Origin of the sequence: Escherichia sp. E3659 (genome assembly GCF_005781135.1) — a bacterium.
Classification (GTDB): domain Bacteria; phylum Pseudomonadota; class Gammaproteobacteria; order Enterobacterales; family Enterobacteriaceae; genus Escherichia.
On record NZ_VATQ01000017.1, the window covers coordinates 65,858 to 82,020 of the forward strand.

Annotated in this window: 12 protein-coding genes; 5 read left to right on the forward strand and 7 right to left on the reverse strand. The window is 53.7% G+C overall.

The features are described 5' to 3' along the window. Positions 1-23: 23 nt before the first annotated feature. The 4 genes from FEK47_RS14190 to ptsP form a co-directional block, all read right to left on the reverse strand. On the reverse strand, positions 24-641 hold the full coding sequence (locus tag FEK47_RS14190) for a DUF1287 domain-containing protein (protein ID WP_135487058.1): 618 nt from the start codon (positions 639-641) through the stop codon (positions 24-26). Positions 642-916: 275 nt separating this feature from the next. Further along, the gene (gene gldA, locus FEK47_RS14195) at positions 917-2,020 is read right to left on the reverse strand and encodes a bifunctional L-1,2-propanediol dehydrogenase/glycerol dehydrogenase (protein WP_135487059.1); all 1,104 of its coding nucleotides are present in this window, start codon (positions 2,018-2,020) and stop codon (positions 917-919) included. A gap of 10 nt (positions 2,021-2,030) precedes the next feature. Beyond that, positions 2,031-2,693 (reverse strand): fructose-6-phosphate aldolase, encoded by a 663-nt coding sequence (gene fsa / locus FEK47_RS14200; protein WP_000424845.1) that lies wholly within the window; start codon positions 2,691-2,693, stop codon positions 2,031-2,033. Between the two features lie 11 nt (positions 2,694-2,704). Then, positions 2,705-5,206, reverse strand: coding sequence for a phosphoenolpyruvate--protein phosphotransferase (gene ptsP / locus FEK47_RS14205; RefSeq protein WP_135487060.1), 2,502 nt, complete (start codon positions 5,204-5,206; stop codon positions 2,705-2,707). 309 nt (positions 5,207-5,515) lie between these two features. On the opposite strand from ptsP, the gene FEK47_RS14210 reads away from it, so the two are divergent. Genes FEK47_RS14210 through FEK47_RS14230 form a run of 5 tightly spaced genes read left to right on the forward strand, consistent with a single transcriptional unit; the run spans position 5,516 to position 10,465 of the window. Further along, the gene (locus tag FEK47_RS14210) at positions 5,516-6,595 is read left to right on the forward strand and encodes a PTS fructose transporter subunit EIIC (protein ID WP_135487061.1); all 1,080 of its coding nucleotides are present in this window, start codon (positions 5,516-5,518) and stop codon (positions 6,593-6,595) included. A gap of 14 nt (positions 6,596-6,609) precedes the next feature. After that, positions 6,610-6,930 (forward strand): PTS fructose-like transporter subunit IIB, encoded by a 321-nt coding sequence (locus FEK47_RS14215; RefSeq protein ID WP_000161265.1) that lies wholly within the window; start codon positions 6,610-6,612, stop codon positions 6,928-6,930. Between the two features lie 50 nt (positions 6,931-6,980). Continuing rightward, positions 6,981-9,278, forward strand: coding sequence for a formate C-acetyltransferase (locus FEK47_RS14220; protein ID WP_135487062.1), 2,298 nt, complete (start codon positions 6,981-6,983; stop codon positions 9,276-9,278). Continuing rightward, positions 9,244-10,122 (forward strand): [formate-C-acetyltransferase]-activating enzyme, encoded by an 879-nt coding sequence (locus tag FEK47_RS14225; protein ID WP_000204107.1) that lies wholly within the window; start codon positions 9,244-9,246, stop codon positions 10,120-10,122. Before FEK47_RS14220 ends, FEK47_RS14225 begins: the two co-directional genes overlap by 35 nt. Position 10,123: 1 nt before the next feature. Beyond that, the gene (locus tag FEK47_RS14230; protein ID WP_032304250.1) at positions 10,124-10,465 is read left to right on the forward strand and encodes a PTS fructose-like transporter subunit IIB; all 342 of its coding nucleotides are present in this window, start codon (positions 10,124-10,126) and stop codon (positions 10,463-10,465) included. Here FEK47_RS14230 and FEK47_RS14235 read toward each other — a convergent pair. The 3 genes from FEK47_RS14235 to ppc form a co-directional block, all read right to left on the reverse strand. After that, positions 10,452-11,303: an AraC family transcriptional regulator gene (locus tag FEK47_RS14235; RefSeq protein WP_130258326.1), complete on the reverse strand. Its 852-nt coding sequence runs from the start codon at positions 11,301-11,303 to the stop codon at positions 10,452-10,454. The two genes, FEK47_RS14230 and FEK47_RS14235, sit on opposite strands and share 14 nt — an antisense overlap. Positions 11,304-11,528: 225 nt before the next feature. Beyond that, a complete protein-coding gene (locus tag FEK47_RS14240; RefSeq protein ID WP_135487063.1) occupies positions 11,529-13,262 on the reverse strand; it encodes a phosphoethanolamine transferase CptA in 1,734 nt (577 codons plus the stop codon). Between the two features lie 180 nt (positions 13,263-13,442). Then, on the reverse strand, positions 13,443-16,094 hold the full coding sequence (gene ppc, locus FEK47_RS14245) for a phosphoenolpyruvate carboxylase (RefSeq protein WP_054495099.1): 2,652 nt from the start codon (positions 16,092-16,094) through the stop codon (positions 13,443-13,445). Positions 16,095-16,163 lie beyond the last annotated feature (69 nt).

Genomic DNA, 16,163 nt, shown 5'->3' on the forward strand with positions numbered 1-16,163 from the left:
TTTTCTTCACGTGGGGCGATCGCTTATTTAACAAAATACCGATAGTGCCCCACAATCCGCCAGCTAAACAGTACATCTTCTTCCTGCGCGCCTGCGCCAATGTTATGTATCACCAGCGGCGTACCGTCGCGGGCGAAGCCATCTGAAACCACCCCAATATGTGCCAGCCCGTTGTCCAGTCGCCAGGAGACAATATCACCCGCTTGATAGTCACCGGCGTTTTTGCTGGTGGGGCGTGTTTTATCGTGGCGGGTAAACCAGGTTTCCAGATTAGGCACCCGACGGTGATCGATGTTGCTGTCCGGCCGCTTTAACTTCCATTTTTGTGGGTACTCGGCAAAATTCTTCGCCATATCTTCGTGCACCAGTTTCTGCAAATCGACCTTCTGGCTGCGCAAGGCGCGGATCACCACATCGGAACATACGCCGCGTTCTTGCGGGACATCACCGCCAGGATAGGTAAGCTGCACATACGCCGGATCGTAAAATAGCGTGCTGCCGATTTGCTGTCTGGCACCCTCTGCGATGGCAAGGTTGGTGTTGGCCAGGATTTGTACCACGGTTGGTGGAATGGCGGGAGATTTTAAGGAGTGGCTGGTAAATGCCGTTAGCAGGCTGACCAGCGCCAGTGAAGCTTTCATCTGTTTCATCCGTGAAAATAAGAGTCACAGATTCGACCTTCCTGGCTAACGATTGTTCTGTGGAAAAAATGTCCAGAAGCGGATAAAAAAACTCCCAATCAACGTGGGAGTTTTAGTTTACTGGCACAGAGTGCCGGATGCGGCGTGAACGCCTTATTTGGCCTACAAAAGCACGCAAATTCAATATATTGCAGAGATTGCGTAGGCCTGATAAGCGTAGCGCATCAGGCAATTTTGCGTTCAAACTCCCGGACAAGCCGGGAGTTTGGAGTAGGTTATTCCCACTCTTGCAGGAAACGCTGACCGTACTGGTCGGCTACCAGCAGTGCGGCGTAAACCTGATCTGGCGTCGCGCCGCCAGGCATGTTGTGAATGGTTTCACCTTCTGCACATGCCGCTTCTGCCACAATTCGCATTTTCGCCGGGACATCTTCTTTAATATCCAGTTGAGCGAGAGTTATTGGCAAACCTACCGCATGGCTAAGTGCAGCTACGGTTTCGATTTCCTCAACCGGCGCGTTTTCCAGAACCAGCTGCGTCAGCGTACCGAATGCCACTTTTTCACCGTGATAATAGTGATGCGCATCCGGGATAGCGGTCAGGCCGTTATGCACCGCGTGAGCCGCCGCCAGACCACCGCTTTCAAAACCAACGCCGCTCAAATAGGTGTTCGCTTCAATCACGCGCTCCAGCGCCGGAGTCACTACATGCTGTTCGGCGGCAAGCATCGCTTTTTCGCTTTCTTCCAGCAGGGTGTTGTAGCACAGTTCAGCCAGCGCCAGCGCCGCCTGAGTACACCTACCGCCCGCCATCGTGGTTGCGCCGCTACGAGAGCAGGCACGCGCTTCAAACCAGGTCGCCAGCGCATCACCGATACCCGCTGCTAACAGACGCGCAGGTGCGCCCGCGACGATTTTGGTGTCGACAATGACCATATTCGGGTTATTTGGCAGCAGCAGATAGCGGTCAAACTCACCATCATCGGTGTAGATAACAGACAATGCGCTGCACGGTGCGTCGGTAGAGGCGATAGTCGGTGCGATCGCTACCGGAACACCCATGAAATGTGCCAGCGCTTTGGCAGTATCGAGGGTTTTTCCGCCACCGATACCGAGAATTGCGCCACACTGCGCAGTCTCCGCGATGCCACGCAGACGGTCGATCTCATTTTGCGAACATTCACCGCCAAATGGCGCAATTTCTACTACCAGCCCGGCATCTTTAAAGCTTTGCTCGACGGTTGCCTGAGCAAAACCTAATACAAATTTATCGCCAACAACCAACCAACGTTCTGCCAGCGGCTTCAGGTATTCGCCCAGGCGATTAATGACATCAGCGCCTTGGATGTATTTACCCGGTGATTGAATAATGCGGTCCATAATTGCTCCTTTAGAGATGAGTAGTGCCAAATGCGGCATTCCAGTCGTGTTCGAACTTCTCTATAGCTGACTCTACCGCAGGGGTGTTGAGCATTTGTTGCGCTACATCTAAAGGCAGGGTGATGGATTCACATCCTGCCAGTAAACAGTCCAGCGCCTGACGCGGCGTTTTAAAGCTGGCAGCCAGCACCATACTTTCTGGCGCGTGCATTTCTAACAGCGCTTGCAGCTCCTGAACCGTACGAATGCCGTCTCCGCCCTGGGCATCTACGCGGTTAACATACGGAGCAACGTATTTTGCCCCTGCCAGCGCGGCCAGTAACCCTTGTGCAGCACTGTACACTGCGGTGCCAAGCGTAGTAATACCCTCTTTTTTCAGCATCTTAATGGCGGCCAGACCTTCGGAAGTCACCGGGATTTTCACCACAATGCCCGGAATGGCGTCACGCAGGCGCTTCGCTTCTTCCACCATCCCCTGCGCGTCACGACTCATAGTCTGAGCAAACAGAATGCCTTCATCACCAATCGCTTTTTGCAAACGCGGCAGCACTTCCCAGATGGACTCCTTGCTGGCAGCGATAATGCTCGGGTTAGTTGTTACCCCGGCAATGGGGAATATGCGTGCCAGACGTTCGACTTCTGCGACGTTAGCGGTGTCCAGATACAGTTCCATGATGTTTCCTTTTACAGTTCCAGTTCATGTTGCAGCAGGCTGGCGATAGCGTCGGCAGAGGCGGCGTTAACCAGCGCGTTACGGAATTCTTCGTGCATGATGCGACGAGCGAGGCGCGAGAAAATGCGCATATGCTGATCGCCCGCAGCGTGTTTGTTCAGGGTTAACATAATGATGAATTGCGCTTCATCATCGCCCCAGCGCACCGGTGCTTGCAGACGCGCCACGCTGATGGTGGATTGCTCAATGTGTTCTGATTTGCTGTGTGGAATGGCAAAACTAAAGCCCAGACCGGTAGAGAAAACGGCCTCGCGCGCCCACAAGTCGGCTTCCAGTTTACGCGGATAGCGGCAGCGGCCCGCCAGCAGCAGGTTATCGGTCATGCCTTTGAGCACTTCTTCTTTGCTGCGCCAGTCGCTTTCCAGCGTGATGCACTCGGCGGTGACCAGCGGTGCGTCCTGTTGCGTCATACGGAATTGCGCCAGCAGGTGTTCCACTTCCAGCGAAGTACGGCAGGCCATTGCCTGGTTGAGCAACTGGCGGCACTCACGGCTATCAAGTTGCGCCATCCGCGCTTTCGCCGCCGGAATTGACGGTGCGCTCATGCTCAGCTCATCCAGCCCTAAACCGATCAGCAACGGCAGCACGGAACCTTTCGCCCCCAGTTCACCGCACAGACCAATCCATTTTCCCTGGCGATGCACCGCCTGCACGGCGTAATCGAGCGCCCGCAAGAATGCCGGATTCAGGCTGTTGTAGTGACGAGTAACCTTAGCGTTATCGCGATCCACCGCCAGCAGATACTGCGTCAGGTCATTACTACCAATACTAAAGAAATCAATCTCTTCACAGCATTGATCGATGATGAACATCACCGATGGCACTTCCAGCATAATGCCAAGCTGGATCTTCTCATCAAACGGAATGTGTTCGTTACGCAGTTGCTGTTTGGCTTCCGCCAGTTTTTCTTTCACCCATAAGATCTCTTCCATTGAAGAGATCATCGGGATCATGATTTTCAGGCTGCCGTGAGCGGAGGCGCGCAGGATCGACCGTAGTTGTGTGGTGAACAGCGAGGCGTATTCTTCATAAATACGCACAGCGCGATAACCGAGGAACGGGTTAGCTTCTGCCGGAATGTTCAGATAATCAACGGGTTTGTCGCCGCCAATGTCCATAGTGCGCACAATAATGCTGCGCCCGTTGGCGGACTCCAGCGCCTGACAAAAAATGTTGTACAGCTCGCTTTCGCCCGGTGCGCTGGTGCGATCCATATAGAGCATTTCAGTGCGGAACAAACCAACGCCTTCCGCGCCATTGCCAAATGCGGCCTGCGCTTCCACGGAGTGGGCGATGTTCGCCGCGACTTCGATACGGATACCGTCAGCGGTACGCGCTTGCTGGGTCAGCCAGACACGCTGTTGCTCACGCAGAGCGTCCTGTACGCGGGCTTCTTGCTGATAATAACGGGCCACGGCTTCCCCTGGCTCAACCACAATTGCCCCGGCGTTGCCGTCGATATAAATCGTCTGATGCTGCCACGGAGTAAGGGCATCAATATCCACACCAACCAGCGTCGGAATGTTGAACGAACGAGCAAGAATTACCGTATGTGACGTAGTGCCGCCGCTTTTCAGTAACAAACCTTTGAGGTGATTTTTATCCAGTTCGAGGAACTGGCTGGGGGTCAGTTCATCAGCCATACAAATGGCGGGCTGCGTCAGTTTGCCCGGTGCCGGGAAGCGTTGTTCACCGTAGATTTGCTGAAGCAGCTGGAAGCAGACATCGCGTACGTCCAGCGCACGCTCTTGCAGGTAGCTACTGCTGGAACGGGCGAACTCTTCGCAAAAGTGATTCGCACTGGCGACAATCGCTTCGGCGCAGCTTAATCCGGCGCTGACGCCTGCCAGTAAATGTTCGCGCAGGGAAGTATCGCCAGCCAGTGATCGGTGCGCTTCCAGAATCGCGCTGGTAGCACCGTCGCTATCCAGCAGACGAAACTCAATGTTTTTCATCACCAGCGTCAGGCCGTTTTCCAGCGCGGATTGCTCGGCGTCAACGCCTTTGGCAGCGGGAAGATTACCCAGCGCGTTGAGATCTAAAGAAGATATTGGCGTCAGAATGCCGCCTGCGCTACCACTGCATACGGTGCGGGCGCGGATAATTTGCGGATTCAGATTGGTCAGTGAAACCGGCAGCGGCTCCAGCTCGTCAGATTTAACTTCTGCCAGCGGCGCATCGCAGTGGGGGAATTCATCACGTAACCACTGGCTCAAGCGCTGGTGTGCTGCTTGTTCGTCAGCCCCGGAAATCAGTAACTGGCAGTTATCGCCCACCAGTGTATCGGTGCCAATCAGCGCCAGGGCGCTTTTGGCGTTGCCTTTACGGTCAGTACGCAGGTTATGCCACTCAATTTGAGATGAAAAAGTATTACACAGCGTTTCAACGTGGCTTGCCGGACGCGCATGTACGCCGTTAGGTAGCTCACAAATAAATTCCACAATCAGGGCCATTGCCTCTCTCCCGGTACGGTTTTCTGTTTACAGGATAAGAGCGCACGGCAACGACCTGCCATGTGACAAATCTGCCAAAAGCTGGACAAATGTAATGTAACCGCCAATTTGCGACGCGTCTCACAAGACGCGCCATTCCGGCATGATTCCGAGTTAACGCAAGTTATGAGGCGGATCGCATTTTTGTACTGACATTACAAAAATCCAGTAAATGGCCTTTTTATCCACTGTTTGACCTGCTTGCGATTGCCTTTTGTTTCTCCCATCAAAAAATATGGACATAGGCTTGGGTAAGCCTGGGAGCGACTTATGAATGAGTTGGTACAGATCCTGAAAAACACTCGTCAGCACTTAATGACGGGCGTTTCACACATGATTCCCTTCGTGGTATCGGGCGGTATTTTGCTGGCGGTTTCCGTCATGTTGTATGGCAAAGGCGCAGTGCCGGATGCCGTAGCCGATCCGAATTTGAAAAAACTGTTTGATATCGGCGTTGCAGGTTTGACGCTGATGGTGCCTTTCCTCGCCGCTTACATAGGTTATTCCATTGCAGAACGCTCTGCGCTGGCCCCGTGCGCTATCGGTGCCTGGGTTGGTAACAGCTTTGGTGCGGGCTTCTTTGGTGCGCTGATCGCCGGGATTATCGGCGGCATCGTGGTGCATTACCTGAAGAAAATTCCGGTGCATAAAGTTCTGCGCTCGGTGATGCCAATCTTCATCATTCCAATCGTCGGCACACTGATTACCGCTGGCGTCATGATGTGGGGGCTGGGGGAACCTGTCGGTGCGTTAACCAACAGCCTGACTCAGTGGCTTCAGGGGATGCAGCAAGGCAGCGTGGTGATGCTGGCGGTGATCATGGGGCTGATGCTGGCGTTCGATATGGGCGGCCCGGTTAACAAAGTGGCCTATGCGTTCATGCTGATTTGCGTTGCTCAGGGTGTTTATACCGTGGTGGCCATTGCGGCCGTGGGTATTTGTATCCCGCCGCTGGGGATGGGGCTGGCGACGCTGATTGGTCGTAAAAATTTCTCTGCGGAAGAGCGCGAAACCGGTAAAGCGGCGCTGGTAATGGGCTGTGTTGGCGTCACTGAAGGGGCGATTCCTTTCGCTGCCGCCGATCCGTTGCGTGTCATTCCTTCCATTATGGTGGGGACTGTCTGTGGCACGGTGACCGCAGCAGTGGTAGGTGCGCAGTGCTATGCAGGCTGGGGTGGTCTGATTGTACTGCCGGTGGTTGACGGCAAGCTGGGGTATATCGCGGCAGTGGCTGTCGGGGCTGTAGCAACGGCAATCTGCGTAAACGTGCTGAAAAGTCTGGCGCGTAAAAATGGGTCTTCGACTGCTGAGAAGGAAGATGACCTGGATTTGGATTTTGAAATTAATTAATTGAGGAACGAGCCATGACGAAAATTATTGCAGTAACCGCATGTCCTTCAGGTGTTGCCCATACCTACATGGCAGCAGAGGCGCTGGAAAGTGCCGCGAAAGCGAAAGGCTGGGAAGTGAAAGTAGAAACCCAGGGCTCGATTGGTCTGGAAAATGAACTGACTGCGGAAGACGTGGCGAGCGCCGATATGGTGATTCTGACCAAAGATATCGGCATCAAATTTGAAGAGCGTTTTGCTGGCAAGACCATCGTGCGCGTCAATATCAGCGACGCGGTAAAACGCGCTGATGCCATTATGAGCAAAATTGAAGCTCACCTGGCGCAAACCGCTTAAGTTCTTATCCCGCCCGTAAGGGCGGGTTCGCTTTCCCACAGGAGTTCCTCATGACGAATCGTATCTCTCGCCTCAAAACTGCACTGTTTGCCAATACCCGTGAAATCTCGCTGGAGCGTGCGCTGCTTTATACCGCCAGCCATCGGCAAACCGAAGGCGAACCGGTGATATTGCGCCGGGCGAAAGCAACAGCGTATATCCTTGAACACGTTGAAATTTCGATTCGTGATGAAGAACTGATTGCCGGTAACCGCACCGTAAAACCGCGCGCCGGGATTATGTCGCCGGAAATGGACCCTTACTGGTTGCTGAAAGAGCTGGATCAATTCCCGACGCGCCCGCAGGACCGCTTCGCCATTAGCGAAGAAGATAAACGTATCTACCGCGAAGAGTTGTTCCCGTACTGGGAAAAACGTTCGATGAAAGATTTCATCAACGGGCAGATGACGGATGAAGTAAAAGTCGCGACCAGCACGCAGATTTTCAGCATCAACCAGACGGATAAAGGCCAGGGACACATTATTATTGATTACCCGCGCCTGCTGAATCACGGGCTGGGTGAGCTGGTAGCGCAGATGCAGCAATATTGTCAGCAACAGCCGGAGAATCACTTTTATCAGGCAGCGCTGTTACTGCTCGAAGCCTCGCAGAAACACATTCTGCGTTACGCCGAACTGGCGGAAACGATGGCGGCAAACTGCCCGGATGCTCAGCGTCGCGAAGAGTTACTGACCATTGCGGAGATCTCCCGCCATAACGCCGAACATAAGCCGCAGACGTTCTGGCAGGCGTGCCAGTTATTCTGGTACATGAACATCATTCTGCAATACGAATCCAACGCCAGTTCGCTATCGTTGGGGCGCTTCGACCAGTATATGTTGCCGTTCTATCAGGCATCATTAACTCAGGGCGAAGATCCGGCGTTCCTGAAAGAACTGCTCGAATCTTTATGGATGAAATGCAACGACATCGTGCTGTTGCGTTCCACCAGTAGCGCGCGTTATTTCGCAGGTTTCCCAACCGGCTATACCGCACTGCTCGGCGGGTTAACCGAGAATGGACGTAGCGCGGTGAACGTGCTTTCGTTCCTCTGTCTCGACGCCTATCAAAGCGTGCAATTACCGCAACCGAACCTCGGTGTGCGCACTAACGCCTTGATCGACACGCCGTTCCTGATGAAAACCGCAGAAACCATTCGCCTCGGCACAGGTATTCCGCAAATCTTCAACGATGAAGTGGTGGTGCCAGCGTTCCTCAACCGTGGCGTTTCGCTGGAAGATGCGCGCGACTATTCAGTGGTCGGCTGCGTGGAATTATCTATTCCTGGCAGAACCTACGGCTTGCATGACATCGCGATGTTTAACCTGCTGAAAGTGATGGAAATCTGCCTGCATGAAAATGAAGGCAATGCTGCGCTGACTTATGAAGGCTTACTGGAACAGATCCGCGCCAAGATCAGCCACTACATCACCCTGATGGTTGAGGGCAGCAATATTTGCGATATCGGTCACCGTGACTGGGCACCTGTACCGCTGCTCTCGTCGTTTATCAGCGATTGTCTGGAGAAAGGCCGCGATATTACCGACGGCGGCGCGCGTTATAACTTCTCCGGCGTACAGGGGATCGGTATCGCCAACCTGAGCGATTCTCTCCATGCGTTGAAAGGGATGATTTTTGATCAACAGCGTTTAAGTTTTGATGAATTGCTGTCGGTATTAAAAGCCAACTTCGCAACGCCAGAAGGCGAAAAAGTCCGCGCTCGCTTAATTAACCGCTTCGAGAAATACGGTAATGATATCGACGAGGTGGATAACATCAGCGCCGAACTGTTACGCCATTACTGCAAAGAAGTGGAAAAATACCAGAACCCGCGCGGCGGCTACTTCACGCCGGGATCGTATACCGTTTCTGCTCACGTCCCGTTGGGATCGGTGGTTGGCGCGACGCCAGACGGTCGTTTTGCCGGAGAACAGCTGGCAGACGGCGGCTTGTCACCCATGCTGGGTCAGGACGCACAAGGGCCAACGGCGGTACTGAAGTCAGTCAGTAAGCTCGATAACACGCTGCTGTCTAACGGTACGTTGCTGAACGTGAAATTCACTCCGGCGACCCTGGAAGGTGAGGCGGGATTACGCAAACTGGCCGACTTCTTACGGGCGTTTACCCAGCTTAAGTTACAACATATTCAGTTTAACGTGGTGAACGCCGACACGTTGCGGGAAGCGCAACAGCGCCCACAAGATTATGCCGGGCTGGTGGTGCGCGTTGCCGGATACAGCGCCTTCTTTGTCGAACTGTCGAAGGAGATCCAGGATGACATCATCCGCCGGACAGCGCATCAGCTGTAACGTTGTGGAAACGCGCCGCGATGATGTGGCGCGCATTTTCAACATTCAGCGTTATTCGCTGAATGACGGCGAGGGCATTCGTACGGTGGTCTTTTTTAAAGGCTGTCCGCATCTTTGCCCGTGGTGTGCTAATCCGGAGTCGATCTCCGGCAAAATCCAGACGGTACGCAGAGAGGCGAAATGTCTGCACTGTGCGAAATGTTTGCGCGATGCGGATGAATGCCCCTCCGGGGCGTTTGAACGGATTGGTCGCGATATCAGCCTTGACGCGCTGGAACGGGAAGTGATGAAAGATGACATTTTCTTTCGCACGTCCGGCGGCGGCGTCACGCTTTCTGGCGGCGAAGTGTTAATGCAGGCGGAGTTTGCTACCCGTTTTTTACAGCGACTGCGGCTGTGGGGTGTGTCATGCGCCATCGAAACTGCCGGAGACGCGCCAGCCAGCAAGCTGTTACCGCTGGCGAAATTGTGCGATGAAGTGTTGTTCGATTTAAAAATTATGGACGCGACTCAGGCGCGGGATGTGGTGAAGATGAACCTGCCACGCGTACTGGAGAACCTGCGTTTGCTGGTGAGTGAGGGTGTCAACGTGATCCCGCGTTTGCCGCTGATCCCCGGTTTCACACTCAGCCGGGAGAATATGCAGCAGGCGCTGGACGTGCTGATCCCGCTGAATATCAGGCAGATCCATCTGTTACCGTTTCATCAGTACGGCGAACCGAAATACCGTCTGCTGGGGAAAACATGGTCGATGAAAGAGGTGTCTGCGCCGTCGTCAGCCGATGTGGCAACGATGCGCGAAATGGCAGAACGGGCCGGATTTCAGGTTACCGTGGGAGGTTAAAATGGCATACCTGGTGGCAGTAACCGCCTGCGTGAGCGGCGTGGCGCATACTTATATGGCGGCGGAACGGCTGGAAAAGTTGTGCCAGATAGAGAAATGGGGCGTCAGCATTGAAACCCAGGGCGCGCTGGGAACGGAGAATCGTTTAGCGGACGAGGATATCCGCCGGGCGGATGTTGCGCTGTTGATTACGGATATCGAGCTTGCTGGTGCCGAGCGATTTGAACATTGTCGCTACGTGCAATGCAGTATCTACGCGTTCCTGCGTGAGCCGCAGCGGGTGATGAGCGCGGTGCGTAAAGTGCTTTCTGCGCCGCAGCAAACCCATCTTATTCTGGAGTAGTCGGTTTTTCTGTCAGTTGGCTGTGGTACTGCCGACGATATTCCGACGGCGAGCGTTCGGTGTTTTTACGAAACAGACGGCAGAAGTAGTTGCTGTCGACAAAGCCGCAGGCGTGCGCCACTTCTTTTACCTTCAGGTCATAGCCTTTCAATAACGTCTTAGCGTGCTCCAGTCGCGTGTGATTCAGGTATTCGTTAAAACCAATGGCCCCCGTTTTTTGAAACAGGTGCGAGAGATAGTTTGGTGAAATATAGAACGCCTGTGCGACAGATTCGCGGGTAAGCGCGGAGGCATAGCGTTCGTCGATATAATCACGAATAGCTTCGAATAGAGCCTGGCTGCGTGAGGCGGTCTGGATTTGGCTGCCAAGCAAATCGCGGCAGTGGCTAAGCAGGCTGGCGACGATAAGCCTTGCCGTTTGCTGCTCCTGCGGCTGCATTTGCATTTCATTGAGCGTTTGTAGCAGAAAAGAACCTATGCGTGGGCCGCGTCGGGCGACGTGTTGCTTCGCCAGATTTTGATATTGTTTGCCATCCCATTGTACGACGCTGAAGCCGAGTTGCTGTTTGCCAAACAGCACGCTAAAGGTGGTCGCGGGTGTTTTCCATTGTGGGAAATTCCAGCCGCCAGCGGGAACGTACAGCACATCGCCAGGAACTAACGTTGCTCCAGCGCCGGTATCAACAAACTCACCTTCCAGCACTATTTCCAGCCGTGGAAAATCGACCTGATACGCAAGATCGGGCACCGGACCGTTGCTACTGGCAAAGTAAATCTGGCGCAGCGACAGCGGGCCGTTGATCAGGCGGGAGAGCAGATAGCTGACGTCGTGATACATGTTATTCCCTTAGGTATGTAGACGGGAAAACAGTAACTGGCATTATGAAAAAAGGCCACCTGAAAAGTGTGGCCTGATGGGAGTTCGATGTAAACATTGCGGCAGTTTCAGTCGCCTTGTATTGCCGGATGCGGCGTAAACGCTTTATCTGGCCTACCGCCGCGATCTGTAGGCCGGATAAGACGCGTCAAGCGTCGCATCCGGCAAATAGCATCTGGCTGATAATTACTGATTACCCACCTGATCGCCATACGGCAGAGTGTCGTAATCGATCAGCGCATTTTTCTTATACGGGTTACCAATCCAGCGGGTAGTTTCTTTGAACTGCGGATTCACCACTGAACGGGTTGGATCGTAACCGTCGTAAGATAAGCCCGCCAAATCTGACCAGGTGTGGATCAGTTCCGCCAGGCTGTATTTACGATCAACATCCTGCGAGAAATCACGCGGATGAGTCGCTTGCCATTTTTCCGACGTCCACAGCAGGAACGGAATGGTGTACATATGGCGCGTCGGGTTGTCTTCGTTACGCCCCTGAGTTTTGTGTGGCGGCGTGTCGTAAACCTCTTCACCGTGGTCAGAGAAATAAACCAGGAATCCGTTCGGATCTGCTGCTTTAAAGTCTTTAATCAGGCTGGCAACCACATGATCGTTATACAGGTTAGCGTTGTCATAATCGTTATATGACTCCAGCTCTTCTGCGCTTAATCCTGGCGGAACATGATCGGTATTGCCATCAAACTTGCCCTGATTTTCCGGGTAGCGGTATTTGTATTTGATATGCGTACCCAGCAGATGAACGATGATCAGTTTCTTCGGCGCAGGGTCCTTCAGAACTTCCTGGAACGGCTTCAGCACATTGGTGTCGTATTCACGCGCACTCTGCGTACGTTGCTGGTTCATGTAGTACTGCTTGTCGGTCTGGCGCGAAAATACCGTCAGCATGGTGTTGCGGGCAGTCATCGTCTGCTGGTTGGTTATCCAGAAGGTTTTATAACCTGCCTGTTTCATCATGTTCATCAGCGACGGCTGTGTCAGATACAGGTCCGGGTTCTTTTCGTTGGCAAAGGTTAGCGCCTGTTGCAGGATTTCAATGGTGTACGGACGCGATGTGACCACGTTATTGAACACCGTCAGGTTCGGATCGGTTTTATGCAGCGCATCCAGTTCCGGCGTGGTTTCACGCGGATAGCCGTACAGGCTCATGCGTCCACGCTGGGTCGATTCGCCAATCACCAGCACTAAGGTGCGCGGTTCGTTACCTGATTCGTCTTTGAAATTAGCCAGTGGCGGTAATGCGTTATTTTCATTCAGCAGCTTCGTCAGTGAGTTAAGTTGTTGACGATACTGATAATAACCGGTCAGAAATTGCCACGGCGCGGCAGGTTCCATGCGAGATGCCAGATTATCCAACGTTTTCTCAAATGGCTTGTTCTTGATAAACGTATTCATGGCGATCGGGTGCAGAATCAAGCCATAAAGCAGGGCAAAAGAGACAACATAACGCCACGGTTTTGGAATATAGACCGGGCGCAGGCGCGTCCACAGCAAAACTGCCACCGCCGTGTAGGCCAGCGCGATAAGCACAATCTTCAGGCTGAAATACTGGCTTAAATACTCGCTGGCTTCGTTGGTGTTGGTCTCAAACATCACAAACAGAACGCTCTGCGAGAACTCCTGACCGTAGATGACGTAGTAGCACAACGCTGCCAGAGAAGCCGCCCACAGCATTACGCCGATTACCGCTGCGATAATCTTAATCCGCTTCGGAAAGAGGAATACCGGGATCAACCACAGCGAACTGAACAGCAGCGAGTCGCGAATGCCGTTGGTGCCGCTGTAGCCGCTGATGTAAATAATGGCCTGTAACAGGGTAGAGAAAAACCAAAAGTAGAGCAGTGCCCAACCCAGGGCTTTCCAGCTAAAAATGGGTTTAGTCTGGACTTCAGTGGAATGCATAGTAAGAACCCGTTTTGGATAATAGCGCCGAATGTAAGGACAAAACCTTAAGGATATCTGAAGGGATATCCAGAATCTGGGTGAAATGCAGACAGAAATATATTGAAAACGAAGGTGTTAGAACAGAAGTATTTCAGAAAACCCTCGCGCTATTGCACGAGGGTTGATAGAGGAGGGGGGTTAGCCAGTATTACGCATACCAGCTGCAATTCCGGCAATAGTGACCATCAACGCTTGTTCGACGCGGGGATCTGGCTCCTGGCCTTCTTTTTCAGCCTGGCGCGAACGATGCAGCAACTCTGCCTGCAGTACGTTCAGCGGGTCAGTGTATATATTTCGTAGCTGAATAGACTCGGCAATCCACGGTAGATCGGCCATCAGATGGGAGTCGTTGGCAATCGCTAGCACCACTTTGATGTCTTCTTCTTGCAGATTGCGTAACTCTTTACCTAACGGCCACAGTGCTTTGTCGACCAGGCGTTGGTCATAGTATTCCGCCAGCCACAGATCTGCTTTGGCGAATACCATTTCCAGCATACCCAGACGCGTTGAGAAGAACGGCCAGTCGCGGCACATGGCTTCCAGTTCGCTCTGTTTGCCATCTTCCACCACTTTTTGCAGCGCCGTACCCGCGCCCAGCCAGGCGGGGAGCATCAGGCGGTTTTGTGTCCAGGCAAAAATCCACGGAATGGCGCGCAGAGACTCGACGCCGCCGGTTGGGCGACGTTTCGCCGGGCGTGAACCTAACGGCAGTTTACCCAGTTCCTGTTCCGGCGTAGCGGAGCGGAAGTAAGGGACAAAGTCTTTGTTTTCACGCACGTAGCCACGGTAGAGATCGCAGGAGATGACTGACAGTTCATCCATAATGCGACGCCAGCTCTCTTTCGGCTCAGGCGGTGGCAGCAGGTTAGCTTCCAGAATCGCCCCGGTGTACAGCGACAAGCTGCTAACGGTGATTTCTGGCAGACCGTATTTGAAGCGGATCATCTCGCCCTGCTCGGTTACTCGCAGGCCGCCTTTCAGGCTTCCCGGCGGTTGCGACAGCAGCGCCGCATGGGCAGGTGCGCCGCCGCGACCAATGGAACCACCGCGACCATGGAACAGCGTCAGTTCAATACCCGCTTTTTCGCAGGTTTTGATTAACGCGTCCTGTGCCTGATATTGCGCCCAGGAGGCCGCCATCACGCCCGCATCTTTTGCTGAGTCGGAATAGCCAATCATCACCATCTGTTTGCCCTGAATCAGACCGCGATACCAGTCGATATTCAGCAGTTGGGTCATGACATCGTTGGCGTTGTTCAGGTCATCGAGAGTTTCAAACAGCGGTGCGACTGGCATCGCAAACCCGATACCCGCTTCTTTCAGCAGCAGGTGGACGGCCAGTACGTCGGACGGCGTTTTCGCCATCGAGATCACGTAGGCGGCAATAGAGCCTTGCGGCGCTTCGGCAATCACCTGACAGGTATCAAGCACTTCGCGCGTTTCGGCGCTTGGTTGCCAGTTGCGCGGCAGAAGCGGACGTTTGGAGTTCAATTCGCGGATCAGGAATGCCTGCTTGTCGGCCTCTGACCAGCTTTCATAATCGCCGATACCGAGATAGCGGGTCAGCTCGCCCAGCGCTTCGGTATGGCGGGTGCTCTCCTGACGGATATCAATACGCACCAGCGGTACGCCGAAACATTTCACGCGGCGCAGGGTGTCGAGCAGATCGCCGTTGGCGATAATACCCATGCCACACGCCTGAAGTGACTGGTAGCAAGCGTAGAGCGGCTCCCACAGTTCTTCGTTCTGCGTCAGCAGACCTTCCGGCTTCGGCAGTTCTTCGCCTTTCAGACGCGCCTCCAGCCAGGCCTGTGTCGCCATCAGGCGAGAACGCAGGTTTTTCATCAGATAGCGATACGGTTCTGCGGCACCTTCTTCGCCGACCAGCGCCAGCAGTTCTGGGGTGGCCTCAACCATCGACAGTTCAGAAACCAGAACCTGAATATCTTTCAGGAACAGGTCGGTGGCTTTCCAGCGGCTGAGCAGCAGGACGTGGCGGGTGATATCGGCAGTGACGTTCGGGTTGCCGTCGCGGTCGCCGCCCATCCACGAAGTAAAACGGACCGGAACAAATTCGACCGGCAGTTTGTAGCCGAGGTTCTCTTCCAGTTGTTCGTTCAGTTCGCGCAGGTAATTTGGTACGCCTTGCCACAGGCTGTTTTCCACTACGGCAAAGCCCCATTTGGCTTCATCTACCGGGCTTGGACGCAGCTTACGGATTTCATCAGTATGCCAGGACTGAGCAATCAACTGGCGCAGGCGGCGCATCAGCTGGTGGTGTTCGTAGTCGGCGATATCTTTGTTATCGAGCTGTTTTAAGCAGGCGTTCACTTCCACCATTTTGTGGATCAGTGTCCGACGGGTAATTTCGGTTGGGTGAGCCGTGAGGACCAGTTCCAGCGACAGCGATTCCACTGCTTTTTTGATGGTGTCTTCGCTCAGTTCCGGCTGGTTTTTCAGTTTACGCAGGGTGCGGGCGATCACTTCCGGATTGCTGGCAGCCTCGCCTTTCGGCGAAATGCTGTGGTATTGCTCGGCGGTGTTGGCCAGGTTCAGGAACTGACTAAACGCACGCGCAACGGGCAGCAGCTCGTCGTTCGACAAATTTTGTAAGGTGGTGAGTAACTCCTGGCGGTTAGCATCATTGCCAGCGCGTGAAGATTTGGACAACTTACGGATAGTTTCTACGCGTTCAAGAATGTGTTCTCCTAACGCATCCTTGATGGTTTCTCCCAGCACTTTGCCGAGCATACTGACATTACTACGCAATGCGGAATATTGTTCGTTCATATTACCCCAGACACCCATCTTATCGTTTGATAGCCCTGTATCCTTCACGTCGCATTGGCGCGAATATGC